Annotated in this window: 21 protein-coding genes and 2 tRNA genes; 8 read left to right on the top strand and 15 right to left on the bottom strand. The window is 65.0% G+C overall.

The features are described 5' to 3' along the window. Positions 1–75: 75 nt before the first annotated feature. A complete protein-coding gene (locus ACPGXI_RS09320; RefSeq protein WP_526652079.1) occupies positions 76–2,250 on the bottom strand; it encodes a glutamine synthetase III family protein in 2,175 nt (724 codons plus the stop codon). Positions 2,251–2,510: 260 nt separating this feature from the next. Between ACPGXI_RS09320 and ACPGXI_RS09315 the strand changes: the two genes are divergently transcribed. The 3 genes from ACPGXI_RS09315 to ACPGXI_RS09305 all read left to right on the top strand — a co-directional run bounded on the left by ACPGXI_RS09315 (position 2,511) and on the right by ACPGXI_RS09305 (position 7,641). Next, positions 2,511–4,871 (top strand): FdhF/YdeP family oxidoreductase, encoded by a 2,361-nt coding sequence (locus ACPGXI_RS09315; RefSeq protein ID WP_526652077.1) that lies wholly within the window; start codon positions 2,511–2,513, stop codon positions 4,869–4,871. Next, positions 4,871–5,743 (top strand): formate dehydrogenase accessory sulfurtransferase FdhD, encoded by an 873-nt coding sequence (gene fdhD, locus ACPGXI_RS09310; RefSeq protein WP_526652075.1) that lies wholly within the window; start codon positions 4,871–4,873, stop codon positions 5,741–5,743. Before ACPGXI_RS09315 ends, fdhD begins: the two co-directional genes overlap by 1 nt. Before the next feature lie 68 nt (positions 5,744–5,811). After that, positions 5,812–7,641 (top strand): FUSC family protein, encoded by a 1,830-nt coding sequence (locus tag ACPGXI_RS09305; RefSeq protein WP_526652073.1) that lies wholly within the window; start codon positions 5,812–5,814, stop codon positions 7,639–7,641. Positions 7,642–7,662: 21 nt separating this feature from the next. Here ACPGXI_RS09305 and clpX read toward each other — a convergent pair whose 3' ends face one another. Next, positions 7,663–8,943 carry an ATP-dependent Clp protease ATP-binding subunit ClpX gene (gene clpX, locus ACPGXI_RS09300; protein ID WP_526652071.1) on the bottom strand — a complete coding sequence of 427 codons (1,281 nt, stop codon included), beginning with the start codon at positions 8,941–8,943 and terminating at the stop codon, positions 7,663–7,665. A gap of 335 nt (positions 8,944–9,278) precedes the next feature. After that, positions 9,279–9,614: a hypothetical protein gene (locus ACPGXI_RS09295; protein ID WP_526652070.1), complete on the bottom strand. Its 336-nt coding sequence runs from the start codon at positions 9,612–9,614 to the stop codon at positions 9,279–9,281. Positions 9,615–9,782: 168 nt separating this feature from the next. Here ACPGXI_RS09295 and ACPGXI_RS09290 point away from each other — a divergent pair, with 168 nt between their 5' ends. Then, on the top strand, positions 9,783–10,226 hold the full coding sequence (locus ACPGXI_RS09290; RefSeq protein WP_526652068.1) for a TIGR03618 family F420-dependent PPOX class oxidoreductase: 444 nt from the start codon (positions 9,783–9,785) through the stop codon (positions 10,224–10,226). Positions 10,227–10,270: 44 nt separating this feature from the next. Here the strand turns inward: ACPGXI_RS09290 and ACPGXI_RS09285 are convergent, their stop codons facing one another. The 4 genes from ACPGXI_RS09285 to ACPGXI_RS09270 form a co-directional block, all read right to left on the bottom strand. Further along, entirely contained in the window at positions 10,271–10,927 is a 657-nt protein-coding gene (locus tag ACPGXI_RS09285) for a ClpP family protease (RefSeq protein WP_526652066.1), read from the bottom strand. After that, positions 10,924–11,508: a ClpP family protease gene (locus ACPGXI_RS09280; protein ID WP_526652091.1), complete on the bottom strand. Its 585-nt coding sequence runs from the start codon at positions 11,506–11,508 to the stop codon at positions 10,924–10,926. The genes ACPGXI_RS09285 and ACPGXI_RS09280 overlap by 4 nt, the downstream gene beginning before the upstream one ends. A 123-nt stretch (positions 11,509–11,631) precedes the next feature. Next, entirely contained in the window at positions 11,632–13,068 is a 1,437-nt protein-coding gene (gene tig / locus ACPGXI_RS09275) for a trigger factor (RefSeq protein WP_526652064.1), read from the bottom strand. Positions 13,069–13,119: 51 nt separating this feature from the next. Then, positions 13,120–13,196, bottom strand: a tRNA-Pro gene (locus ACPGXI_RS09270). 163 nt (positions 13,197–13,359) lie between these two features. Between ACPGXI_RS09270 and ACPGXI_RS09265 the strand changes: the two genes are divergently transcribed. Both ACPGXI_RS09265 and ACPGXI_RS09260 read left to right on the top strand, forming a co-directional pair. Then, positions 13,360–13,433 (top strand) — tRNA-Gly (locus ACPGXI_RS09265). 471 nt (positions 13,434–13,904) lie between these two features. Next, positions 13,905–14,690, top strand: coding sequence for a DUF1542 domain-containing protein (locus ACPGXI_RS09260; protein WP_526652062.1), 786 nt, complete (start codon positions 13,905–13,907; stop codon positions 14,688–14,690). Positions 14,691–14,703: 13 nt separating this feature from the next. On the opposite strand, the gene ACPGXI_RS09255 is transcribed toward ACPGXI_RS09260, so the two are convergent. The 3 genes from ACPGXI_RS09255 to ACPGXI_RS09245 all read right to left on the bottom strand — a co-directional run bounded on the left by ACPGXI_RS09255 (position 14,704) and on the right by ACPGXI_RS09245 (position 17,784). Beyond that, positions 14,704–16,389, bottom strand: a complete 1,686-nt coding sequence (locus ACPGXI_RS09255; protein ID WP_526652060.1) for a cation:proton antiporter — start codon at positions 16,387–16,389, stop codon at positions 14,704–14,706. A 101-nt stretch (positions 16,390–16,490) separates the two neighbouring features. Next, positions 16,491–17,297: an Fpg/Nei family DNA glycosylase gene (locus ACPGXI_RS09250; protein ID WP_526652058.1), complete on the bottom strand. Its 807-nt coding sequence runs from the start codon at positions 17,295–17,297 to the stop codon at positions 16,491–16,493. Positions 17,298–17,310: 13 nt separating this feature from the next. Next, positions 17,311–17,784 (bottom strand): ribose-5-phosphate isomerase, encoded by a 474-nt coding sequence (locus tag ACPGXI_RS09245; protein ID WP_526652056.1) that lies wholly within the window; start codon positions 17,782–17,784, stop codon positions 17,311–17,313. Between the two features lie 169 nt (positions 17,785–17,953). On the opposite strand from ACPGXI_RS09245, the gene ACPGXI_RS09240 reads away from it, so the two are divergent. Continuing rightward, complete coding sequence (locus ACPGXI_RS09240; protein WP_526652054.1) at positions 17,954–20,704, top strand: PLP-dependent aminotransferase family protein; 2,751 nt, start codon at positions 17,954–17,956, stop codon at positions 20,702–20,704. A gap of 33 nt (positions 20,705–20,737) precedes the next feature. Here ACPGXI_RS09240 and ACPGXI_RS09235 read toward each other — a convergent pair whose 3' ends face one another. Next, positions 20,738–21,184, bottom strand: coding sequence for a nucleoside deaminase (locus ACPGXI_RS09235; RefSeq protein ID WP_526652089.1), 447 nt, complete (start codon positions 21,182–21,184; stop codon positions 20,738–20,740). 7 nt (positions 21,185–21,191) lie between these two features. Further along, positions 21,192–21,812 (bottom strand): mycothiol-dependent nitroreductase Rv2466c family protein, encoded by a 621-nt coding sequence (locus ACPGXI_RS09230; RefSeq protein WP_526652052.1) that lies wholly within the window; start codon positions 21,810–21,812, stop codon positions 21,192–21,194. Between the two features lie 156 nt (positions 21,813–21,968). Between ACPGXI_RS09230 and pepN the strand changes: the two genes are divergently transcribed. Continuing rightward, the gene (gene pepN / locus ACPGXI_RS09225; RefSeq protein ID WP_526652050.1) at positions 21,969–24,563 is read left to right on the top strand and encodes an aminopeptidase N; all 2,595 of its coding nucleotides are present in this window, start codon (positions 21,969–21,971) and stop codon (positions 24,561–24,563) included. A gap of 10 nt (positions 24,564–24,573) precedes the next feature. On the opposite strand, the gene ACPGXI_RS09220 is transcribed toward pepN, so the two are convergent. Genes ACPGXI_RS09220 through ACPGXI_RS09210 form a run of 3 tightly spaced genes read right to left on the bottom strand, consistent with a single transcriptional unit; the run spans position 24,574 to position 25,961 of the window. After that, the gene (locus ACPGXI_RS09220; protein ID WP_526652048.1) at positions 24,574–25,050 is read right to left on the bottom strand and encodes a DUF5130 family protein; all 477 of its coding nucleotides are present in this window, start codon (positions 25,048–25,050) and stop codon (positions 24,574–24,576) included. Then, a complete protein-coding gene (gene ctaJ / locus ACPGXI_RS09215; protein ID WP_526652046.1) occupies positions 25,037–25,270 on the bottom strand; it encodes an aa3-type cytochrome oxidase subunit CtaJ in 234 nt (77 codons plus the stop codon). Before ctaJ ends, ACPGXI_RS09220 begins: the two co-directional genes overlap by 14 nt. A gap of 25 nt (positions 25,271–25,295) precedes the next feature. After that, the gene (locus ACPGXI_RS09210) at positions 25,296–25,961 is read right to left on the bottom strand and encodes an HNH endonuclease signature motif containing protein (RefSeq protein WP_526652044.1); all 666 of its coding nucleotides are present in this window, start codon (positions 25,959–25,961) and stop codon (positions 25,296–25,298) included. Positions 25,962–26,017: the final 56 nt, after the last annotated feature.

Here is a 26,017-nt window from a genome sequence, read left to right as displayed (position 1 = left end):
CAACTGGACCGCCCCCCTGCATCGTCGAACCCGTCGCGCGCCGTCGTCCACCTCGGCGCCTCCGATACCGGCGAGTCAGAGGATGTAGAGCATCTCCTGATAGGTCGGCAACGGCCACAGGTCGTCGGCCACAACCCCTTCCAGCGTGTCAGCGGCACTGCGCACAGCTTCCATCAACGGCAGCAAGCTCTGTGCGTGCGCGGCCTCCTCCGCAGCGCTGTCACCACCATGGGCCCCAAGAGCCTCCTTGAGTGCCGCCAGCCCGACGGTCAGTTCGGAGATCGGCGTGGAGACAGCCTCCAACATCATGGAGTCCGGCTCCATACCCGCCGCCTTGAGCGTGGCGACATTGGACGCAAGCTCAGTTTGGTAGCGCATCGCCGCAGGCAGGATCACCGTCGAACCGATTTCCAGCGTCAGCTTGGCCTCCACCCCGACGGTGAGGGCGTACGTCTCGTAACGGACCTCTGCACGACTTTGGAGCTCCCGCTCGGTGAACACGCCGTACTTTTCGAACACCGCGATAGCTTCCGGTGTCCCCAGCTGCGGAATGGCATCCAACGTGGTCTTGAGATTCGGCAGTCCGCGCTCGGCGGCCTCGATCTGCCAGTTCTCCGAGTAACCGTCACCGTTGAACACCACCGCGCCGTGCTCGGTGATGATCTCGGTGAGCAACTGCTGTACGGCCATGTCGAAGTCCTCGCCCTCGCCTACCGCCTTCTCCAGAGCCGAGGCCATGTAGTCCAGCGAGTCGGCCATGATCGTGTTGAGGACGATCATGGGCACGTTGATGGTCTGCCCGGAGCCCGGCGCGCGGAACTCGAAGCGGTTACCGGTGAAGGCGAACGGGCTGGTTCGGTTACGGTCGCCCGGATCGGTCGGCAAGATCGGCAACGTATCGACACCGATTATCATGCTGCCCTTGCCCTTTGAGGATGTCGCCGCCCCCTTGGCAATCTGCTCGAAAACGTCGGCGAGCTGGTCGCCGAGGAAGATCGAGATGATCGCGGGCGGGGCCTCGTTGGCGCCAAGGCGGTGATCGTTGGTGGCCGAGGCCACCGACACCCGCAGCAGGCCGGCGAACTTGTGCACCGCACGGATCACCGCGGCACAGAAAACCAGGAACTGCGCGTTCTCGTGCGGCGTGTCGCCGGGCACAAGCAGGCTGCCCAACCGCGCGTTGCCCATCGAGAAGTTGACGTGCTTGCCCGACCCATTGACGCGGGCGAAGGGCTTCTCGTGGAACAGGCACTCCATGCCGTGCTTCTTGGCGATGGTCTTGAACGTCGTCATCAGCAGCTGTTGATGGTCGGCGGCGATATTGGCGTGCTCAAACATCGGCGCGATCTCGAACTGCCCGGGCGCGACCTCGTTGTGGCGGGTCTTGGCCGGGATACCGAGCTTGAACAGCTCACGCTCGGTGTCCATCATGAAGCCCAGCACGCGCTCGGGGATGGCACCGAAGTAGTGGTCATCGAACTCCTGCCCCTTGGGCGGCTTGGTGCCGAAGAGGGTGCGGCCCGCGTTGATCAGGTCGGGACGGGCCAGGAAGAAGTGCCGGTCGACCAGGAAGTACTCCTGCTCAGGACCGCAGAACGACACGACGTGGTCGAAGTTCTCGTGGCCGAACAACTTCAGGATTCGCTCGGCCTGAGCCCCCATGGCCTGCTGGCTGCGCAGCAGGGGCGTCTTGTAGTCCAGCGCCTCACCGGTCATCGAGACGAACACCGTCGGGATGCACAGCGTGTTGCCGTTCGGGTTCTCCAGGATGTAGGCCGGGCTGGTGACGTCCCAAGCGGTGTAGCCGCGGGCCTCGAAGGTGCTGCGCAGACCGCCCGAGGGGAAGCTGGAGGCGTCGGGCTCACCCTGAATCAGGGTCTTGCCTGCAAATTCTGCCAGCGTCTGGCCATCACCGACGGGCTCGAGAAAGCTGTCGTGCTTCTCGGCTGTCAGCCCGGTCATCGGGTAGAAGACGTGCGCATAGTGGGTCGCACCTTTGGACAGCGCCCAGTCCTTCATGACCGAAGCGACCGAGTCGGCGACCGCGGGGTCCAGTTTGGCGCCCTTCTCGATCGTCCCGACGACGGACTTGAACGCCGACTTGGGCAACCTCAGCCGCATCTCGGCGAGGCCGAAGACGTTGGCGCCAAAGATCTCGCCGGGCGCCTCGGCGGGGTCGAAGCTGATCGCTGGAGGCACGTACGCCTCGACATTGTTGATCGCTTGCAGGCGTACCACATTTCCGCTCAATGGAGTTCCTATCACTGCTGGTGTCCGCAGCTTGCTCGGCGGACTCTTGACCGGCCAACAGTAGAAAGGTCGCGTTCCGGGACTGTTACGCCCGCGTCACCGGGACGATGCGGTTCCGCGGGGTCGTCGTCGGACCGCCGCAGCACCAGATTCTGTGCCACGTTCTCCGCAACGGAAAACTCGAGCCACTCCGGCGCGTCGTCTCGCGAGGTATTCGTGTGTGGGCCCTGACATCGCGACCCGCGGCCTACCCTGAGAACATGTCAGCGCGCAGCAGCCCCAACCGAGACATCGACGCGGACATCGATGAACACCAGTTGACCGTCACCGACCGCGAGTACGAGGCCGCCGGCGTCAAAGCGGTCATGGTGTCGCTGCAGCGCAGCTTCGAATCCATGGGTGCGCTGCGCACCATCGCGGCGCTGACCAAGCTCAACCAGCGGCACGGTTTCGACTGCCCGGGCTGCGCGTGGCCGGAGGAGCACGGCGGCCGCAAGGTGGCCGAGTTCTGTGAGAACGGTGCCAAAGCCGTCGCCGAGGAAGCCACCAAACGCGTGGTAACCCCCGAGTTCTTCGCGCGGCACACTATCGCCGAACTCCAAGCGCGGCCGGAATTCTGGCTCTCCCAGCAGGGTCGCCTCACCGAGCCGATGGTGCTGCGCCCCGGTGACGATCACTACCGGCCGATCGCGTGGGACGACGCCTTCGCGTTGATCGCCGATGAACTGCGCGCACTCGACAGCCCGAATCAGGCCGTGTTCTACACCTCGGGGCGCACCAGTAACGAAGCGGCCTTCCTCTATCAGCTACTTGTCCGCAGCTTCGGAACCAACAACCTGCCCGACTGTTCGAACATGTGCCATGAATCCTCTGGTACCGCACTGGTCGACGCGATCGGCATCGGCAAAGGTTCGGTCACCGTGGAGGATCTCATCCTGGCCGATCTGATCGTCGTCGCCGGACAGAATCCCGGCACCAACCATCCCCGGATGTTGTCCATCCTGGAGAAGGCAAAAGACAACGGCGCCAAGATCATCGCTGTCAACCCGCTTCCGGAGGCCGGGTTGATCCGCTTCAAGGATCCACAGAAATTGCACGGCGTGATCAGCGACGGAGTGCCGATCGCCGACGAATTCGTACAGATCCGTCTCGGCGGCGACATGGCGCTCTTCGCCGGCGTGGGCAAGTTGCTGCTGGACGCCCAGGACGAGGCCGGTCCACGCGCCCAGATCGTCGACGCCGACTTCGTCGCCACGCACACCACCGGGTTCGAGGACTATGCAGCCCAGACGCGCAGCGTCGACCTCGACACGGTGCTCGAGGCAACCGGCATCGACCGCAGGCAACTCGGTCGGGTAGCCGACTTGATGGCCACATCAGAGCGCATCATCGTGTGCTGGGCGATGGGGCTGACCCAGCAGAAGCACGCTGTGCCAAGCATCGCCGAGATCACCAACGTGTTGCTCATGCGCGGCATGATCGGCAAGTCGGGCGCCGGGCTGTGCCCGGTGCGCGGGCACTCCAACGTCCAGGGCGATCGCACCATGGGGATCTGGGAGCAGATGCCCGAACCCTTCCTGGCCGCACTGGACGACCGGTTCGGCATCGTCAGCCCCCGACAACACGGCTACGACACGGTCGCCGCAATCCGGGCGATGCGCGACGACAAGGTCAAGGTGTTCATGGCCATGGGCGGTAACTTCGCATCTGCATCCCCGGACACCGCCGTCACCGAAGCAGCGTTGCGTAATTGTTCACTGACGGTGCAGGTTTCGACCAAACTCAACCGAAGCCATCTAGTGCACGGCAGCACCGCGCTGATCCTGCCATCGCTGGGCCGCACCGACCGCGACATCCAGGCCGGCGGCAAGCAGCAGGTGTCGGTGGAGGATTCGATGTCGATGGTTCACCTGTCGCGCGGTAGTCTGCACCCGCCGAGCGACGAGGTGCGCAGCGAAGTCTCGATCATCTGCCAGCTGGCGGCCGTGCTATTCGGCCCGGACCACCAGGTGCCGTGGGAAACATTCAACGGTGACTACGACACCATCCGGGACGCGATCGCCGCGGTGGTTCCCGACTGCGCCGACTACAACGCCAAGGTGCGCGCTCCAGACGGCTTCCAGCTCCCTCATCCTCCGCGTGACTCGCGCGAATTCCCCACCGCGACCGGCAAAGCCAACTTCGCAGTGAATCCGCTCGAGTGGGTTCCGGTGCCGCCGGGGCGGCTGGTGCTGCAGACGCTTCGCAGCCACGACCAGTACAACACCACGATCTACGGGCTCGACGACCGCTACCGCGGAGTCCGGGGCGGGCGTCGGGTGGTGTTCGTCAATCCGGCAGACCTCGCGGCATTCGGCTTCTCCGATGGCGACCGGGTCGATCTGGTGTCAGAGTTCAGCGGTGCCGACGGCCGACTGCAGGAGCGGCGCGCCACGGACTTCGCGGTGGTGCCCTACTCGACACCGCCCGGGAACGCGGCCGCCTATTACCCGGAGACCAATCCCCTTGTCCCCCTGGATCATACTGCGGCCAGGTCCAACACCCCGGTGTCAAAGGCCATCGTCATCAGGCTGGAGCCGGCAGCCCGACGAGACGGTCGAATACAGGAAGCAAGTACCTGATGGGGAGGGTGACGTCACGCAGGAGGGTGCGGCATGTGACGGCCGGCGATGCGGTCGCCCGGCCCGAAACGCTGGCCGTGGAGGAACCGCTGGAGATTCGCGTCAACGGCACACCGCTCACCGTCACGATGCGCACCCCCGGCGCCGATGTCGAACTGGCGCAGGGGTTCCTGCTCACCGAAGGGATTATCTCCCGGCGTGACGACATCGTGTCGGTGCGATACTGCCGCGGCGCCACATTACCTACGACCGATTCGACAAACTCCGACCCTCCGGAGGACGGCCCGGGTCTTTCGCGTAACTCCTACAACGTTCTCGACGTGACGCTCAGCGCTGAAGTGCCGGTTCCAGACGTCGACCCCACCCGCAACTTCTATACGACATCGTCATGCGGGGTATGCGGGAAGGCTTCGTTGGAGGCTGTGCGGTTGATCAGCAAGCACTGCCCCGGTGATGATCCGTCGACGATCAACGCGGAGACATTGTCAGCACTACCTGTAAAACTGCGTGATGGGCAGAAGGTGTTCGCAGCTACGGGCGGACTGCACGGCGCCGCCCTGTTCGCATGCGACGGGACCGCACTGGTGGTACGCGAGGACATCGGCAGGCACAACGCCGTCGACAAGGTCGTCGGCTGGGCACTGGAACGGCGGCGGATGCCGTTGAGCGGCACGGTCCTGCTGGTCAGCGGACGCGCATCCTTCGAGCTCACCCAGAAAGCCGTGATGGCCGGCATCCCGGTGCTGGCCGCGGTGTCGGCGCCATCCTCCCTGGCCGTTGATCTGGCCAGCCAGTCCGGCCTCACGCTGGTGGCGTTCCTGCGCGGCGACTCGATGAACATCTACAACAGATCGGACCGGATCCAGCGCTGAACCGGCGTCCCGGGATGCCCATCACCGTTTTTGCGGCTGCGCGGGCTCGCACTGCCTAGGGTTGGCCCATGCCCGCCGAGCGCCCCGCCAGGTCGCCCATCGCCGGGATCCTGCAGATGCGCCCGGCGCCGCGCCGGTGGCCGCTGGCCTTGCGTGTTGCGGTCAGCACCGCGATACCGATCCTGATCGGCTGGGCCGCCGGAGACATCGGCGCCGGCCTCATCGCGAGCCTGGGCGCGTTCACCGCGGACTACGGCACCGACCGGCCCTATCTGAGTCGTGGCGCCCAGTCTGCGGTAGTGGCGGTGGCGCTTGCCGCTGCCGTGACGGTAGGCGCCTGGGCAGCCGGGACCACCTGGCTGGCGGTGCTCGCGGTGTCCGCGGTCGCCGTCGTCGCGGTCTGGCTGTGCTCGGCGCTGTCGGTCGGCCCTCCGGGCGCCTACATGTTCGTTCTGGTATGCGCTGCGGGCATCGGTTTCTCGGCCTCGCACCTGGCGCCGCTACAGATCGGGCTCCTGGTGCTCGCCGGCGGCGCCGTGGCGTGGGTCGCTCAGATGAGCGCCGCGTTGATCGCCCCACGCGGTCCGGAGACGGCCGCCGTCGCGGCCGCCGGCGAGGCCGTCGCCGGCTACCTCGAACTCGCCGGGATACGCGAGGCGGACGCTGCACGACACGGGGCGGCGGCGGCACTGTCCCGGGCATGGGTCGCGCTCGTCGACCAGCAGCCGCGCCGGGCCGGCCGCGGGGTGTTGCACCGGCTCAGAGAAGCCAACCACGCATTGCATGTGCTGTTCACCGACACGATGTTCGCGGTGGGCGCGGGTAGGCCGGTCCCCAGCGGGGCCGCGACCACCGCCCGTGCAGTCGGGGCCCTGACCGCAGACCCCGCCGTGGTCGCCGACCGCGACTCCGATCGCCCGCCGCTGCCCCCGCCGCCGGCCCGGGCGCTCCTGGCTCAGGCGGTCAGACCCGGCGCGCACACCCGGCAGGTGATGATGCGGGTAGCGGTGGCCGTGCCGCTGGCCGGCGCGTTCTCGGCGCTGTTGGGCTTCAGCCACGTGTACTGGGCGATGGCCGCCGCAGTCCTGATGCTGCACCAGGGAGCTCACCGACGCGCCACCTTCCAACGGGCAGCCGAACGCCTCGTCGGCACGTCGGTGGGGCTGGGATTGGCGGCGGTCATCCTCAGCGTGCACCCGCAAGGGCTGTGGCTGGTGCTCGTCGTTTCACTGCTGCAATTCGCTATCGAACTGACCATCGTCCGCAACTATGCACTGGCCACGGTGTTCATCACCGCCATCGCGTTGACCATCGCCACCGGCACGCACCGCGTGGACGTCCTTGCACTGCTGGTGGACCGCGGCGTGCAGACCGCGCTGGGGTGCGGTGTCGGCATCGCGGTCTACCTGTTCGCCGCGACCCGCCAGGAAGCCCGCCGATTAGACCACGCGGTCGCCGACACGTTGGACAACACGGTCACGGCGACCGCGTTCCTGGCGCGCGGGGACGCGACGTCGCTGGCCGCCCGCGGCGCCCGTCGGGAACTTCAGGAGAGCGTCTTCCGACTCAACGACGCCGAGGAAGCCGCCGGCAGCGGTTCGCGTCGGGACCGGGTGGTGGCCGCCCGCCTCACTCCGGTCGCCAGCGCTGCCGAACAACTCGGCTATGCGACCGTCACCGCGTGTTGGGCGGCCGAACGGGACCCCGCAAGCGTATTCAGATCCGCCGACGCCGACTCCTACCTGGCGTCGTTGACCGGGCTCGCGCAATCGCTGCGCACTGGAGCCGCGCCCAGGAGAATCGAACGCCTCGACGGACTGCCGGCTTTCGCCGCGCCCGAGGTGGCGGTGCTGACCGAGGCGCTGCGGGACCGCGCGCGCGGCAACCTCCCGCGGTGACAGCTGTGCCCGTTTCGGCGGCTACGCGCTCTTTTCGCGGCGCTCGCCGCGTGACGGCTTGCGCGGCAAGATCGTCGGCAGGACGTTGCCTTCCACGGTCTCCCTGGTGACGACAACCTTGGCGACATCGTCCCGGCCGGGGATGTCGTACATCACCGGCAGCAGAACTTCCTCCATGATTGCCCGCAGGCCACGTGCACCGGTGCCGCGGTGGATCGCCTGATCGGCAATGGCCTCCAGCGCTTCGCCGGCGAACTCCAGTTCGACACCGTCCATGTCAAACAGCCGGGTGTACTGCTTGACCAACGCGTTCTTCGGCTCCGACAGGATGGTGACCAGAGATGCCTTGTCCAGGTTGGTCACCGAGGCCACGACGGGGAGCCGTCCGATGAATTCGGGGATGAGCCCGAACTTGATCAGGTCTTCTGGCATGACCTCGGCGAAGTGGTCCTGGGTGTCGATGTCGGCCTTGGAATGGACCTCGGCACCGAAGCCCAAACCGCGTTTGCCGACCCGGTCGGAGACGATCTTCTCCAGACCTGCGAACGCACCCGCCACGATAAACAGCACGTTGGTGGTGTCGATCTGGATGAACTCCTGGTGGGGGTGCTTGCGGCCGCCCTGCGGGGGCACCGACGCCTGCGTGCCTTCGAGGATCTTGAGCAGCGCCTGCTGGACGCCCTCGCCGGAGACGTCGCGGGTGATCGAGGGGTTCTCGCTCTTGCGGGCGATCTTGTCGACCTCATCGATGTAGATGATGCCGGTTTCGGCGCGCTTCACGTCGTAGTCGGCGGCCTGGATCAGCTTGAGCAGAATGTTCTCGACGTCTTCACCGACATAGCCGGCCTCGGTCAGCGCGGTGGCGTCGGCGATGGCGAACGGGACGTTGAGCATCTTGGCCAGGGTCTGGGCAAGGTAGGTCTTGCCGCAGCCGGTAGGACCGAGCATCAGGATGTTGGACTTGGCCAACTCGACGGCCTCAGCACGCGAGTCGCGCATCTTCTCGCCGGCCTGAATGCGCTTGTAGTGGTTGTAGACGGCGACCGCCAGCGTCCGCTTGGCAGTATCTTGGCCGATCACGTAGCCCTCGAGAAAGTCCCGGATCTCGGAGGGCTTGGGCAGCTCGTCGAGCTTCACCTCGTCAGCGTCGGCGAGCTCTTCTTCGATGATCTCGTTGCACAGGTCGATGCACTCGTCGCAGATGTAGACACCTGGACCCGCAATGAGTTTCTTCACCTGTTTTTGACTCTTGCCGCAGAACGAGCACTTCAGCAGGTCACCGCCGTCTCCAATGCGTGCCATGGTGCTGGTGTCCTACTTCCTGTTGGCAGTCGATGGTCAATCGGTCCGGAGGGGCCATCGGGCACCCCGATGGGTAGTCGTCTCCGACGCTACCCGCTTGTTCCGGCTGGGTGCGACCGATAAAGCCGAATAGCGTCGGTGGTATTCACGTGTGGTCGGGCCAACATATCGCCTGATCCGTTCCCGATAGCTGCGGAACACGCCGCCGTGTCTCCGGCGTGTCGCCGCCGTGACCGCTCCGAGCCGTCCCAACCAACGTACCCGCGTCGCGCAGTAGACGCTCGGCCGCAGGTCCACCCATTACAGTGACCCGTCCGGCCTCATCGGGTCCGGCCCTATCGGCGTCGCGGGCCCGGCCCCACCGGACCTGGACCACCCGGGCCCGGACCCACCGAACCTGGACCCACCGGACCCGGACCCACCGGACCCGGACCCACCGGACCCGGACCCACCGGACCCGGGCCCACCGGACCAAGAGGACCGAGGAACGGGTTGGGGCTCAGGTAGACGCCCACGTCGTAGTACAGACACTGGTTTGCGTAGATATCCCAATACATCCCTGCGGGGCATGCCACCTCGTCGGCGTGACTCACCGCCGGTGATGGCATCGCCGCCAGCAGCGGGACTGTCGCTGAAACAGAAAACGCGACGATTGCCGCGCTACGGCTCATCCCCACCCACATCGCCGTCCCCCTGTCATCGTGTCCGCCTCGGCATTGACGCGAACGCCACGGCTGAGGTTCACAGCCTGCCACGCGCAAGGGTCCTGACACCGTCGTTCGGCCCCGCGTGACGGCATTCAAGCCTGCCGCCGAGTCCGCTGTCGGTAGTCTCCGGCCATGACCGCACTCGCCGACGCGTTCGCTCTGGCCTCACAGGAGAGCGGTCTGGCCGTCGTGTCGACCCTGCGCGCGGACCAAACCATCCAATCGTCGTTGATCAATGCCGGGCTGCTACCCCACCCCGCGACGGCGCAACCAGCACTGGGTTTCGTCACCTACGGCAAAGTCAAACTTGCCAACCTTCGGGCGCGGCCCCAAGTCGCGGTGACCTTCCGGCGGGGGTGGCAGTGGGCCACCGTCGAGGGATACACCGAACTTGCCGGCCCGGACGATCCACAACCCTGGCTCGGGTCCGAAGCGCTGCCCAGGTTGCTGCGGGACATTTTCACCGCCGCCGGCGGGACCCACGACGACTGGGACGAGTACGACCGGACGATGCACGATCAGCGCCGAACCGCGGTACTCATCAACCCCACAAGGATCTACACCAACGGCGGCTGACGAGCTCTGACCGCCCTAGATTGACAGGCTCTGAGCGCGGTCGATCAGCCGGTCTGCGCCGATACCTTGCGGTACTCCAACACCGTGTCGATGATTCCGTAATCCTTGGCCTGCTCAGCGGTCAGGATCTTGTCCCGATCGGTGTCGGTGCGGATGACCTCGGGATCCTTGCCGGTATGCCGACCGAGCGTGACCTCCATCAGGGTGCGCATCCGCTCGATCTCCGCGGCCTGAATTTCCAGATCGGAGAACTGGCCCTGGATGACGCCGCCCAATGAGGGCTGATGGATCAGGATGCGGGCGTTGGGCAGCGCCAGCCGCTTGCCGGGTGTGCCCGCGGCGAGCAGGACCGCGGCAGCAGAGGCGGCCTGGCCAAGACACACGGTCTGGATGTCGGCGCGCACGTACTGCATGGTGTCGTAGATCGCCATCAGCGAGGTGAACGAGCCACCGGGCGAGTTGATGTACATCGTGATGTCACGGTCGGGGTCCATCGACTCCAGCACCAGAAGCTGGGCCATGATGTCGTTCGCCGACGCGTCATCGACCTGCACGCCGAGGAAGATGATGCGTTCCTCGAACAGCTTGTTGTACGGGTTGGACTCCTTGACGCCGAAGCTCGAATGCTCGATGAACGACGGGAGGATGTAGCGGGCCTGAGGTTGCAGTCGGGCGTCGGTGGCTGGGATCTGCTCGGTCATGACACAACTCCGTTGACGTTTGTGCTGGTGATGATGTGGTCAACGAAGCCGTACTCGAGGGCTTCCTGAGCCGTGAACCAGCGGTCGCGGTCGGAGTCGGCCTCGATTCGCTCCATCGTCTGACCCGTGAACTCGGCGTTGAGGCGGAACATCTCTTTCTTGATCACCGCGAACTGCTCAGCCTGGATCGCGATGTCGGTAGCACCGCCGGTGATACCGCCGAGTGGTTGGTGCATCAGGATGCGGGCGTGCGGTAGCGCGTAACGCTTGCCCTTGGTGCCCGCTGCCAACAGGAATTCGCCCATCGAGGCGGCCATGCCCATCGCGTAGGTCGCCACATCGCACGGAGCGAGCACCATGGTGTCGTAGATCGCCATCCCGGCGCTGATCGAGCCGCCGGGCGAGTTGATATAGAGGTGGATGTCCGTCGTCGGATCTTCGGCCGACAACAAGAGGATTTGGGCGCACAGCCGGTTGGCGATGTCGTCGTCAACCTGGGAACCCAGGAAGATGATCCGCTCGGACAGCAACCGCTCATATACCGAGTCGACAAGGTTGAGGCCCGGTGAGGCGCCACGCATGTCAGTCACGACTGGATACCTGCTTTCTTTACATACTCTCGATGCGCTGACCGTCTTAGGTAATGACACTAACCAACCGGCGCCGTCGGGGAGTCCCCAGACGTGGCCCGTTCGCTCAGAGCGTCACTTGATATCGCCGGCCCCGGCTGCCGCGGTGGCGTCGTCAAGATCGTCGACATCGGTCTCTCCACCGCTCTCATCAGCACCCTCGGCCGGCTCAGCACCCTCGGCCGGCTCTGCCGAGGGACCGAAGAACTCGGTGGTGTCGATTTCCGCGCCATCGGTATCAGTGACGGTGGCGCCATGCACGACTGCGGCCACGGTCAGGCCACGACGGACGTCGGCGAACATCGCCGGCAACTGGTTGTTCTGCTGCAGCATCTGCAGCAGCTGCTGGGGCTCCAGGCCGTACTGACGAGACATCAGCACCAGTCGCTCGGACAGATCGTTCTGGCCGACCTGGATGTCGAGCTTGTCGGCGATCGCGTCCATCAGGAGCTGCGTCTTGACGGCCTTCTCTGCATTGGCGCGGTTGTCGGCGTCGAATTCCTCGCGGCTGCTGCCCTGCTCGGTGAGCGTTTCTTCGAACTTCGCCTCGTCGTGCTCGAAACCGTGGATGGCGTTGTGCAGCGCGTCGTCGACCTGGGCCTGCACCACCTTATCGGGCAACGGGACCTCGACCTGCTCGAGCAACTCCTCGATCGCCTTGTCGCGCACCTGCTCGGCCTGCTGGACCCGCTTCAACCGGGCGACCTGCTCGCTGAGACTGCTGCGCAGTTCCTCGACGGTGTCGAATTCACTTGCCAGCTGAGCGAATTCGTCGTCCACCTCGGGCAGCTCCCGGGCCTTGATCGACTTGACGGTGACGCTCACCTGCGCCTCCTGGCCGGAGTACTCACCGGCTACCAGGTTGGAGGTGAAGACCCGGGTCTCCTCGGCTTTGAGACCGATGATCGCCTCATCGAGTCCCTCGATCAGCTGACCCGAGCCGATTTCGTGGGACAGGCCTTCGGTGGCGGCCTCGGGGACGTCCTCCCCGTCGACGGTCGCCGACAGGTCGATAGACACGAAATCGCCGTCCTCGGCCGCGCGCTCGACACCGGTCAGGGTGCCGAACCGCTTCTGCAGACCCTCGAGCTCGGTATCGACCTCGTCATCGCTGATGCTGATCGGGTCGACGCTGATCTTCAGCGCCGCGAGGTCGGGCAGGTCGATCTCGGGGCGGATGTCGACCTCGGCGGTGAACACCAACTCCTCGTTGTCCTCGAGCTTGGTGATCTCGATCTCGGGCTCGCCGATGGGCTGCAGAGACGACGACGTGACCGCCTCGCTGTAGCGCCCGGGCAACGCGTCGTTGACGACCTGCTGGAGTACCGAGCCGCGACCGACACGGGCCTCCAGCAGCTTGCGCGGAGCCTTGCCGGGACGGAAGCCCGGCAGCCGGATCTGCTTGGCCAGCTGCTTGAACGCGCGGTCGATATCGGGTTCGAGTTCGGCGAAAGGCACCTCTACGTTGATGCGAACCCGGGTTGGGCTCAACTTCTCGACGGTGCTCTTCACGTTCGTACTCCTCGATTGCAGTTGGGGTGGGTATCGCTGTTGGTGGGCCAGTGGTCGGGGTGACAGGATTTGAACCTGCGGCCTTCCGCTCCCAAAGCGGATGCGCTACCAAGCTGCGCTACACCCCGGTCGTCGCCGTGTCACGCAAGCTCGCAGCGCCGGACCACCGGCGATACTACGGCTTGACCGCCACCGGCTTGACCACCGCCTGACCCCATCGGACTTCAGGGGGGCTCAACTGGATTTGGGTCAGGCGCGGCCGGTAGAGTCTGCTCAGCTCATGCAGCGCATGCGGGCGTAGCTCAATGGTAGAGCCCTAGTCTTCCAAACTAGCTACGCGGGTTCGATTCCCGTCGCCCGCTCCACCATTCGCCCGTTCTACCGTCGCCTGGCTCCACCATCGCCCGTTCCGCGATCGCCCGCTGCGCTGAGCCAGACGGGTTTTCGGAACGGGAAACGGTTCCCTTCATGAGAGTAAGCAAAGTCCGCAATGAATCAGGGCCGGGAAAATCGCCTCGTGAATTTGTCGGTCAATACGATTTCTCATCCATGGCCATAAAGACAAACATGCAGATCACAAGCACGGCCATAAGTATGGTCACAGTCATCTATTTCTCCAGTGCTATGCACCCAAATTCTTAGCGGGCGAATTCAAAGCTAATTTGGGCCGGTGTTCCGGTCAATTACAGACCGGCGTCACTTCCGCGCCAACAAGGTCACCAGAGCGCTGATGCCGTCAGACCGCGGCGGGCGGCCGCCGACGATCTGTCCGGTCGTGCCGTGGGGCGCTGCTCCTTGACCCGAAGCCCTCGGTTGCCGTCGGTACGCTGAGAGCCATGGAAGGCGCACTGCTCATCCTCATCCTGTTGGTCGTCGCGGCCATCGGCTTCGCCGTGTACGCGTCAGCGAAGGCGTCGGGCCGGCGAAGCGCAGCCTCGCTGGCCGACGCCAAGGCCGACGCCCGCCGCATCATCGAACGCCTCGGCGGCCAGGTGTTCGCCCTTTCGGGAACCGACGACGCCTCGAATCAGGCACTCGCCGACGCATCCGAGCGCTACACCGCGGCGTCTTCGCAAATCGACCAGGCCACCACCGCGCGGCAGGCCGGACTGGCCAAAGAGAGCGCGTTGGAAGGGCTTTACTACGTCCGGGCGGCACGAACGGTGATGGGGATGGACCCGGGGCCGGAGCTGGAATCGCTATCCGGGCAGCGCACCGCGGGCACGGTCACCGAGGACCGCAAGATCGCCTTCGAAGGCCGCGAGATCGAGGCCTCCCCAATGCCGTCAGAACGCACCCCGAACTACTACCCGGGTGGCCGCGTCGCCGGCCGGCCCGTGCCCGCCGGCTGGTACTCCGAGCCGTGGTGGAAGCCCGCATTGGTCGCGGGTGCCTGGGGCGTGGGTTCGGCGCTGCTGTTCAGCACGATGTTCTCCGGCATGGCGGGGGTGGGCTACGGCGCGCAGGGCTTTGAGAGCGGCTACGGCGACGGCTACGCCGACGGCATGGCGGCCGGTCAAGGCGGCGGCTTCGACGGCAGTGGAGAAGCCGGCGGATGGGACGGCGGCGGCGATTTCGGCGGCGGCGATTTCGGCGGCGACTTCGGCGGGTTCGACTTCTAACGCCGCCGTCGGGTCAAAGGCGGCTCTGCAGGCGCGCCGACACCCCCGCCTCCTGCAGATCGAGTCGCTCGAGCATCATCCGCACCGCGTCGTCGTCAAGACGTCCGGCGTCACGTTCATATATGAGCGCCGCCCGCTGCGCGGACAACACGTCGCGGTACAGCCGGGTGAATGTCACCGCGCGCAATGTGTGGGCCCCGCGATCGGGTAGCTCGTCTACGTCCTGGTACTGCCGCACAATCGTGTGCCGGATCTCGGCGAGCGCCTTGAGGTCCAGGCCGGCAGGGGGGTCGGCCTGGAACTCGGCGAGCACCTCGTCAGCGGCTTCGTGCGCCACCTGTTTGGCCTTGTGGGTCTCCACATGAACCAACGCGCGCTCACGCTCGGATGACAGATCCAGGCGCCGAATCAACAGCGGCAGGGTCGTGCCTTGCAACAACAGGGTGCCGAGGGTGACCACGAACGCGATCGCCTGAATCGTGGCGCGCTCCGGGAACGGTTCCCCAGCAGCCGTCGTCGCCGGAATGGCGGCGGCGGCGGCCAACGTCACCACACCGCGCATCCCCGTCCAGGAGACCACGACGTTCTCCTGCCAGCTCATCGTGCGGCGCGGTGAGGTTTGCCACTTGCGCCCTGTCCCCGGCTGCCGCCGAACGCCTGGCGCTCCCGATGCCTCGCTATCCGGGGCCGGGATGCTCAACCTCTTCTCAGCCGGGCGCGACAGCGATTCACCGCCGAACATCGTGAAGACCGACACCGTCCGGACCACAAACACGATCAACAGCACCACCGCCGAAGACACCGCGACCTGGGTCAGTGAACCGTGCGCATCGTTGAGATCCTCCAGTACGGACGTCAGGTTCAAGCCGATGTAGGCGAAGACGAACGCCTCCAGCAGCACGTCCACTGAGCTCCATACGTACCGCTCCTGGAGCCGGGTCTGATAGCCGGCCTCCAACGTCCCGCTGCCCACCACGAAACCGGCCGCCACCACCGCCAGCACGCCAGAGGCGTGGATCTGATCAGCCAGCAGGAACGCCCCGAAGGGCACCATCAACCCCTGCACCGTCTCCAGGGCAGGGTTGTCCAGCTTTCTGCGGATCCACAGCGTCAAATAACCCAGGGCGGTACCCACCAGCGGACCGAGCACAGCACTGTAGCCGAACAGCAGGAAAGGATCCTCGATGAACGGGTGCTTTCCGGTGACATGCGCCACCGCCACGGTGAACAGTGTCAGGGCTGCGGCATCGTTGATCAGGCTCTCGCCGGTCAGGATCGACATGACCCGCTTGGGCAGGCCGAGCTTGCGACCCACCGCCACGGCCGTGACGGCGTCGGGTGGCGCGACGATCGCGCCGAGGACCAATGCGGTGCCGAAGGTGAGGGGCATGACCAACAGAAACGAGGACGCCGTCGCGACGGTGAACGCGGTGACCACGACAAGTCCGAGGCCTAGACCCAGGATCGGTTTGATGTTGCGCAGAAACGTCGGAAACGAGAAGTTCAGTGCGGCCGAGTACAGCAGCGGCGGCAGCACCACCGACAGCAGGATATGCGAGTCCAACTCCGGCGCCTTGAAACCGGGGACAAACGACACGGCGATGCCGACGACGACGATGGTCAGCGCCGGCACAAGTCCGCGCCGATGCGCGATCGCGGTGACGATGATGGCGCCGACGACTACCAGGATCAGTTCCACGCAGCAGATTGTCCACGGCCCGGCTGTGGTAATCCCGTGAGGACTGGGCTCACGCCGCCCTTCAGGTCGAACCGCGCCGTCCCCAGCACCGGCTCACCGGGTCAGCTCTGACACGTGGGGCACCAGAAAAGGTTGCGTCCTTCCAGCACTGAGCTGCGGATTTCGGATCTGCACACCCGGCACGGATCGCCCGCGCGCCGGTACACGTAGGTGCGCGGTCGGTGTGACCGGTATGACGGCGCGCCGTGGTCGTGCTCGGGCCGCACGACCACGATCTTGCCTGTCCGCACGCCGACCTTCATGAGTGCGACGAGGTCGACCCACATTGCATCGAATCCCTCGGCGGTGATCGCCGTGCCGGCACGAAGCGGGTCGATGCGGTGGCGAAAGAGCAGTTCGCTGCGGTACACGTTTCCCACACCGGCGATGACGCCCTGATCCATGAGCAGCGCCCCGATGGTCCTTCGGGACTTCGCGATTCGGCGCCACGCCAGTGACGGGTCGGCATCAGCGCGCAGCGGATCGGGGCCCAGCTTGGCGACCACGTCGGCGATCTCCGGTGTCTCGATCACCTCGCAGACGGTCGGACCGCGCAGGTCGGTGCCGTGGTCGGTGCCGAGCATCCGCATCCGCACCTGCCCGACGGGAAGCGGCTGTTCCCCGTCCTCGGGCAGGGACCACTCGGTGAACGTTCCGTACAGACCCAGATGCACGTGCACCGCGCGGCCGCCGTCGTAGTGGTGAAACAGGTGCTTGCCCCAGGCGGTGGCCTTCTTCAGAGTGCGGCCGCTCACGGTGGCGGCACCATCGGAGAATCTGCCCTGCGGGCTCGAGACGATCACCGGCGCCCGGCCGAAGCGACGCTGGTGCTGCCGGGCCAATCGGTGCAGAGTATGGCCCTCAGGCATCGAGTCGAACGGCCTAGGCGCGGGGTACCGGCGGCGCGACGTGGGTGCGCTCGTACTCGGCCAGGATGTCGACGCGGCGTTGATGCCGCGGAGCTTCTGACCACGGGGTAGCCAGGAACGCGTCGACGATGGCCAGCGCGTCGGCGGTGGTGTGCATGCGGCCGCCGATCCCGATCAGTTGCGCGTTGTTGTGCTGGCGGGCCAGCGAGGCTGTCTCCGTGCTCCAGCCCAACGCGCAACGGGCCCCTGGAACCTTGTTGGCCGCGATCTGCTCGCCGTTGCCAGAGCCGCCGAGCACGATGCCCAGGCTCCCCGGGTCAGCGACCGTCTTTTCCGCGGCCGCGATGCAGAACGCCGGATAGTCGTCTTCGGCGTCGTAGTTGAAGGCACCACAGTCGACCGGATCGTGCCCAGTCGCCTTCAGATGCTCGATGATGGCCTGCTTGAGCTCGTATCCGGCGTGGTCGGCCCCGAGGTAGACGCGCATTCGGACACACTACCGTCGCCCAGCATTGGCGAACGCGCGCGTTTGCTCGGTGACACGCCGCGACATCTGGCATTTATGTCACGTTCACCGAGCGTTCGTTGCACTGATGCAGATCCCGATGTGCCCGAAGTGACATATGGTTTTTCAGTGAAAGGTTTGGTGATGGCATATGGCAGATTCGTCGCGCGCGTACAACAGCGTCTGGCAGCTCAGGGCCGACGCCTGGTGTCGTCTTGAAGACGCTGCGGATCAGCTGACCCGCGCAGCGGCTGCCGGGAAACCCACAGCCGCGCAACTTGCCATCTGCGAGGAATTACTGGCCAGGCTGACGCCGTTCGAGCCTTTATGGGCGTATCCGGGAGCACCGCGGTTCGCAAAGCTCGATCGACTGTTCGCCACCGCCCGCTACGACAAATTTGCCCACGCGGTGGCCCAAATCAACCGCGCGCTGTCCACCGAGGTATATCGCCGCGGCGGTATCGATATTGCGGACCTCGACAACCACGATGTTCTTGCCCAGGATCAGCCCCAGTTGGAAGTTCAACCGGTGGCGTACACCCACGAGCGGCCGTACTTCGAGGTTCTGGCTGTCGAAGCCCTGAACGACGAGCAGAAACGCACAGTGCGGGCAGCAGTGCAGCGCTGGCGCCGACCCGATGACGAATTCACATACGACCTGGTTTTGGTGTCCAGCGTGGCCGAGGCGCTTGTCGCTGCCCGGCTCAACGTGAACTTGCAGGCAGTCGTCATAGGGCGACGGTTTACCGCCAAATCCGCCCGCGACTTGTCGGCGCTCGCCGATTTCGTCGACACGGGCGTATCGGAAAGACTCGAGGACGGCGCGGCACCTGGCGAGTGGGCCGAAGTCCTCGCGGCGGCTCTGACCGACCTCAGGCCCGAGCTGGACCTCTACCTGATGACCGAGTTAGAGGTTGAGAAAACAGCCGGCCGGACAGACACGAACTTCCGGCGCGTTTTCCACGCCAGGGAAGGCTTCCTCGAACTGCACCTCAGCATCCTGTACGGAGTCGCAGCCCGATATCAGTCCCCGTTCTTCAGCGCGCTCAAGCAATACAGTCATCGCCCGACCGGAGTTTTTCACGCGCTGCCCATCTCGCAGGGCAAGTCCATTGTGAACTCGCATTGGATCCAAGACATGGTCGGTTTCTATGGACTGGACGTCTTCATGGCGGAAACGTCGGCCACCACCGGTGGACTGGATTCTCTGCTGGAGCCGACCGGACCATTGCGGGAGGCCCAAGATCTGGCCGCCAAGACATTCGGCTCCAAACAGACCTTTTTCGTCACCAACGGCACGTCGACGGCCAACAAGATCGTCACGCAGGCACTGGTTGCGCCCGGCGAAATCGTGCTGTTGGACCGCAACTGTCACCAGTCGCATCACTACGGAATGATGATGGCCGGCGCCAATGTGATCTACCTGGAGGCATACCCGCTCACCGAATACACCTTGTATGGTGCGGTTCCGCTGCGCGAGATCAAGTCAAAACTGTTGGCGCTCAAACGTGCCGGAAAACTCGACCGCGTCAAAATGATGTCGCTGACCAACTGCACCTTCGACGGCATCGTCTACGACGTCGAACGAGTCATGCAGGAGTGTCTGGCGATCAAACCCGACCTGGTATTTCTCTGGGACGAGGCCTGGTTTGCGTTCGCGCGTTTCCACCCGGTGTACCGGACCCGCACAGCGATGGCGGCAGCACGCGCGCTGCGAAAACAATTGGCCGACAAGGACTATGCCAAGGCCTATGAAGAGCAATTGGCACAAGATACCGAACACCCGCCGAGCGACGAAGACCTGCTGAATCGCCGGCTCCTGCCCGACCCGGCCAAGGCGCGTGTTCGCGTTTACGCAACCCAGTCGACGCACAAGACGCTGACATCGCTGCGGCAGGGTTCGATGATCCACGTCTTCGACCAGGATTTCGAACAGAAAGCCGCCGAGCCGTTCCACGAGGCCTACATGGCCCATACGTCAACCTCTCCGAATTACCAGATCCTGGCCTCGATGGACCTCGGGCGCCGTCAGGCCGCACTCGAAGGTTATGAGCTGGTTTCTCGCCAGATAGAGAACGCCATGCAGCTGCGCGACGCGATCGACAACCATCCACTGCTCAGCAAGTACGCGACCTGCCTGCGCACCTCCGACCTGATTCCCGAGGAATACCGGGCTGCTCACCTGGCCCAGCCCCTGCGCTCGGGCCTGCGCAACATGATCACGGCTTGGGAAACAGACGAGTTCGTCCTCGACCCATCGCGAGTCACCCTGTTCATCGGCAAAACCGGCTACGACGGAGACGCGTTCAAGCGCGACGAGTTGATGGACCGCTACGGCGTCCAGATCAACAAGACCTCGCGCAACACTGTGCTGTTCATGACCAATATCGGCACCACCCGCAGCTCGGTGGCATTTCTGGTGGAAGTCCTGGTCAAGATCGGCAGTGAAGTCGATGAGCGACTATCGGAGATGGGTTTGGTCGAGCGCGGCAGGTTCGAGAAGAAGGTGCACAAGCTCACCGGCGGCTCCGCGCCGCTACCCAACTTCAGTGGTTTCCACCCCGCGTTTCGCGGCCAGCCGGGACCGGATGCCACACCCGAAGGAGATGTTCGTGGCGCCTTCTACCTGTCCTACGAGGATGCCAACTGCGAATACCTCTCCGGCGAGGAGATCGACGAGAAACTGGATGCGGGCATCGACGTCGTGTCAGCGACCTTCGTCACGCCCTACCCACCCGGCTTTCCGGTGCTGGTTCCGGGACAACTGTTCAGCCGGGAGATCCTGACCTTCCTGCGCGACCTGGACACCCCCGAGATTCACGGCTATCAGCCTGACTTGGGCTACCGGGTCTACACCGACAAAGCGATCGAGATGTGCGCCGAGGCCCGCCAGACCACTTAGCGATCAATTGAGGATTCTCACTCAGCCCCAGCCTCATTCACCGATATCTTCGGCCCACAGGTCGGGGTTGGCCAGGATGAACTCACCCATCATCGACACGCATCGCTGGTCGTCGATAACTGTGACCGACACCCCGTTCTCGGCCAGCCAGTCCTGCCCGCCGTGGAAAGTCCTGCTCTCCCCGATCACCACGGCGCCGATGTTGAATTGCCGCACCAGCCCGCTGCAATACCAGCACGGCGAGAGCGTGGTCACCATGATCGTCGAGCGGTAGCCGCGCTGACGGCCGGCGCTGCGGAACGCGTCGGTCTCGGCGTGAACGGAAGGGTCACCGAGTTGCACGCGCCGGTTACGCCCACTGCCCAGCAGCGAGCCCTCCGTCGTGAACAGCGCGGCGCCGATCGGGACTCCGCCCTCCGACAACCCAGTTCGCGCCTCCTCGACGGCCACATCGAGCATGTCCAGCAGGGATTTCCCCATCACGGCATCAGTCGAAGCTGGGCGGCTCGGTTCGGGTGCGCTTCAGCTCCCAGAAGTGCGGATAGGACGCAAAGGTGACCGATGCGTCCCACAATTTCCCCGCTTCCTCGCCGCGCGGGATGCGAGATAGCACCGGCCCGAAGAATGCCACTCCGTTGACGTGGATCGTGGGGGTGCCGACGTCCTCACCGACTGCGTCCATGCCGACGTGATGGCTGGCGCGCAACGCTTCGTCGTGGACCTCCGAAGTCGCCGCTTCGGCCAAGTCCGCAGGCAGTCCGACCTCATCGAGTGACTCCTTGATCACTTGGCTGAAATCACTGTCGAAGTCTCGGTAGCCCCGGTTGTGGATCCTGGTGCCCATCGCCGCGTACAACGGCCCCAGGACCTCGGGGCCCTTGAGTTGCTCGGCGGCGATAGCCACCCGCACCGGGCCCCACGCCTTGGTCATCAGCTCCTGATAGCCCTCAGGCAGTTCTCTGCCCTCGTTGAGGACAGCGAGGCTCATCACATGGAAGGTGACCTCGATGTCGCGAACCTTTTCCACTTCCAGAATCCAGCGCGAGGTGATCCAGCACCACGGGCACAGCGGGTCGAACCAGAAATCGGCGCGGGACTTCTCAGACATGGATCTTCTCCTCAACACTTTTTAAAACAATCGCACAGTCGACAGACGTTCGTTGTGCAGACGCCCGGTGTGCCCCCATCAGTTGTGCCCACGCCCGTTGGACACAACCACCGGCGCCCATGGTGTCTTCCCATTGTGAGGCTAATGTTGACCGGCGTGGCCCTTCCTAATCTGACCCGCGACCAAGCCGCCGAGCGCGCCGCCCTGGTCACCGTCGACAGCTATCACGTCGCCCTGGACCTGACCGACGGCAACGGCAAGCCGGGTGAGAACACATTCCACTCCCTGACGACCGTCGAATTCGACGCACTCGCCGGGGCCGACACCTACATCGACCTCGCAGCCGATACCGTCCGCAGCGCCACCCTCAACGGCGTCGGCATCGACGTGTCGGGCTACGACGAGTCCACCGGCATCCCCTTGACGGGCCTTGCAGCACGCAACAGGCTGGTCGTCGACGCACACTGCCGCTATTCGAACACCGGTGAAGGGCTGCACCGTTTCGTCGACCCGGTCGACGACGAGGTGTACCTCTACTCGCAGTTCGAAACCGCCGACGCCAAGCGGATGTTCGCCTGCTTCGATCAGCCCGACCTCAAGGCCGCATTCGATATCACCGTCACCGCGCCCGCACACTGGCAGGTGATTTCCAACGGCGCCACCGTCAGTACCGAACAGATCGGTGAGACCAGCCGGCACACATTCAAGGCCACGCCCCGGATGAGCACCTACTTGGTGGCGCTGATCGCCGGCCCCTACGCGCGCTGGGATGACCTGTACTCCGACGATCACGGCGACATTCCGTTGGGCATCTTCTGCCGTAAGTCGTTGGCCGAGTACATGGACGAAGAGCGGCTGTTCACCGAGACGAAGCAAGGATTTGCGTTCTACCACAACAACTTCGGCACGCCGTATGCCTTCGGTAAGTACGATCAGCTGTTCGTGCCGGAATTCAACGCGGGCGCGATGGAGAACGCCGGAGCGGTGACTTTCCTGGAGGATTACGTCTTCCGGTCGAAAGTTACCCGGGCGTCCTATGAGCGACGCGCCGAGACCGTGCTGCACGAGATGGCACACATGTGGTTCGGCGACCTGGTCACCATGCGGTGGTGGGACGACCTGTGGCTCAACGAGTCCTTCGCGACGTTCGCCTCGGTGCTGTGCCAGGCCGAGGCCACCGAGTACACGCAGGCATGGACGACGTTCGCCAACGTCGAGAAGTCGTGGGCGTACCGGCAGGATCAGCTGCCCTCGACCCATCCGGTGGCCGCCGACATCCCGGACCTGCACGCCGTCGAGGTGAACTTTGACGGCATCACCTACGCCAAGGGCGCCAGCGTGCTCAAACAGTTGGTGGCCTACGTGGGCGTCGAAGCATTTCTTGCCGGGCTGCGAGCCTACTTCGCCGACCACGCTTTCGGTAATGCGACGTTCGCCGACTTGCTTGGCGCACTGGAGAAGTCGTCTGGTCGCGACCTGTCTGGGTGGGGCCGCCAGTGGCTCAGGACCACCGGCCTGAACACCTTGCGGCCGGATTTCGACGTCGACGCCGACGGCAAGTTCACCCGTTTCGCGATCGATCAGGGGGGCGCCAAGCCGGGCGCGGGTGAGACCCGGGTGCATCGGCTCGCGGTCGGTATCTACGACGACGAAGACGGAGACGGCCCCGGCAAGTTGGTTCGGGTGCACCGCCAGGAGCTTGACGTGGACGGTCCGACCACTGACTTGCCCGCGATGCGGGGGATGTCGCGGGGAAAGCTGATCCTTGTCAACGACGACGACCTGACCTATTGCTCATTGCGCCTAGACCCCGAGTCGCTGCAGACGGTGCTGACCCGCATTGCCGACATCGCCGACCCCCTGCCCCGCACACTCGCATGGTCGGCAGCGTGGGAGATGACCCGCGACGGCGAGTTGCGCGCCCGCGATTTCGTCGCGCTGGTGATGAGTGGCCTGCACGCCGAGTCTGAGGTGGGCGTGGCACAGCGCCTCGTCTTGCAGGCGCAGACCGCGCTGGGCTCCTATGCCGAACCCGCGTGGGCGGCCGAAAACGGCTGGCCGGCCTTCGGGGATGCGCTGCTGGACCTGGCACGGGAGTCTGCCCCGGGTTCCGACCATCAACTGGCTTTCGTCAATGCGCTGTGCACATCAGTGCTGTCACCCAACCATGTCGCGGTGCTGTCCACACTCCTGGACAGCGAACCGGCAGCGGTGAATATGCCAGGTCTGGCGATCGACACCGATCTGCGATGGCGCATCGTCACCGCGCTGGCCGCCAGCGGAAATCTTGATGCCGACGCTGTGGAGACACCTTTCATCGATGCGGAGGCGGACAACGACCGCACCGCCGCGGGGCGGCGTCAGGCGGCGGCCGCGGCGGCCGCCAGGCCGCAGACGTCGGTCAAGGAGTCAGCATGGCAACAAGTCATCGAGGACGACACGCTGGCGAACATCACCGCGCGATCGATCATCGGCGGGTTTGTGCGGCCCGGTCAGGGGGAGTTGCTAGCCCCGTTCCGGGACCGGTACTTCAGTGCGATCCCCGGTGTGTGGGAACGACGATCGAGTGAGGTCGCGCAGACCGTGGTCGTTGGGCTGTACCCGTCGTGGGACATCAGCCAGAGCGCTCTGGACGCCGCCGACGAGTTTCTCGCCGATCCCGAACTACCACCGGCGTTGCACAGGCTGGTGCTGGAGGGACGCGCGGGAGTCGAACGTTCCCTGCGGGCGCGACAGTTCGACGCCGGTTAGAGACCAGCGCTCAGCGAGGTGAGATGCCGGCCGAGAGCACCCGCACACCGCTGATCAACCCGTCGATCAGGTTGCCCTCTTTGAAGGAAGCGGCGGCAGCCGACACTCCGAGAGGGGCCGATTCCTCGACGCCCCGGCCCTTGACCTCGGAACCGTAGACCACCTCGATGGCCTTCTGGTCAGGTGACACAGCCAGCAACACCGCGTTGTCGGGAGTCGGAACCTGCGCCAGGATCTCGCGCGCGGTGGCCGCGGTATCGGAACCAAGGTCGCCGACGTACACCGCGAAGCGAGCGTGGGCGGCACGCGAACCGAACTTCAGCGCGTTGTCGAGAACCACCAGGTCAATGTTCGGGAACGGGTACTGCACCGACAAGACGCCCGGCTCGGTGACATTTGAGACCCGCCCGCTGGAGGTGACTACCCAGCCACGGGGCAGCTCCGCCAGAGCACCGGATCCGGCCGTCGCGATATCACCACTTGCCACTTGCGCCACCTCCCACAGTCAGGTGCGAACCGTGACCGCCGTGGCCGTGGTCGGTGGGTTCCGCAGAAGCCCAGAGAATCGGTTCGTGCGTCCACTTTTTCGACATGTCATACGTTGCGGGGTGCGGCCCCTTCTTGGCGAAGATGAACAGGGACAAAATCAGCGTCAGCGCCAGCGGAACCACCAGGAAGCTGGCGTGGATCAGTGCGGTCGAGGTCACCAGGAAACCGTAACCCACGACCCGGTCAGGCCGCGCCCTCACCCAGATATCGGGCCCAAGCCGGGTCGAGTTCTTTGATGCTGGACAGCAGCCGCCAATGCTGACCTTTGGGCGGCAGCGGAGTCGTATGCAGCTTCCAACCCAGTTCGGTCAACAACCGGTCGGCCTTGCGGTGGTTGCATCCCGAGCATGCGGCGACGCAGTTCTCCCACGAGTGGGCACCGCCACGGCTACGGGGAACAACGTGGTCGACGGTGTCTGCCTTGGCTCCGCAGTAGGCGCACCGGAACCTGTCGCGATGCATTAGAGCCGCCCTGGTCATCGGGATGCGCGCACGATAGGGAACCCGTACGTAGGTCCGCAGCCGGATGACCGACGGGACAACGATGCTCCGGCTCGCAGAATGGACCACCGGCCCCATCGGGTCATCGTGAACCACATCGGCCTTGCCGCACATCAGCATGATCACAGCGCGGCGCATCGGCAGCGCCGTGAGGGGTTCGTATGTCGAATTGAGCAGCAGAACCCGCCTGCGACTCCAGAGTGACGGCTCCCGCGTCGGCGCTGAAATCGTGTCGACGCCCTGAACAACGCTGTGCAACGCGCGCGGAGGGGTACTTGCTGTCGACCGGGATGAGCCTGCTGCGGACCGGTGGTGCCGGTGGCCGCGACTGTTCCTGCGCTGCGCCATACGTCCTCCGTCCGACAGTCCACCATGGATCATCGCCGATCGCACGGCATTTCTGG

The sequence above is a fragment of the Mycobacterium sp. genome (genome assembly GCF_049608025.1).
Classification (GTDB): domain Bacteria; phylum Actinomycetota; class Actinomycetes; order Mycobacteriales; family Mycobacteriaceae; genus Mycobacterium.
This window is presented reverse-complemented; position numbering and strand designations above follow the sequence as displayed.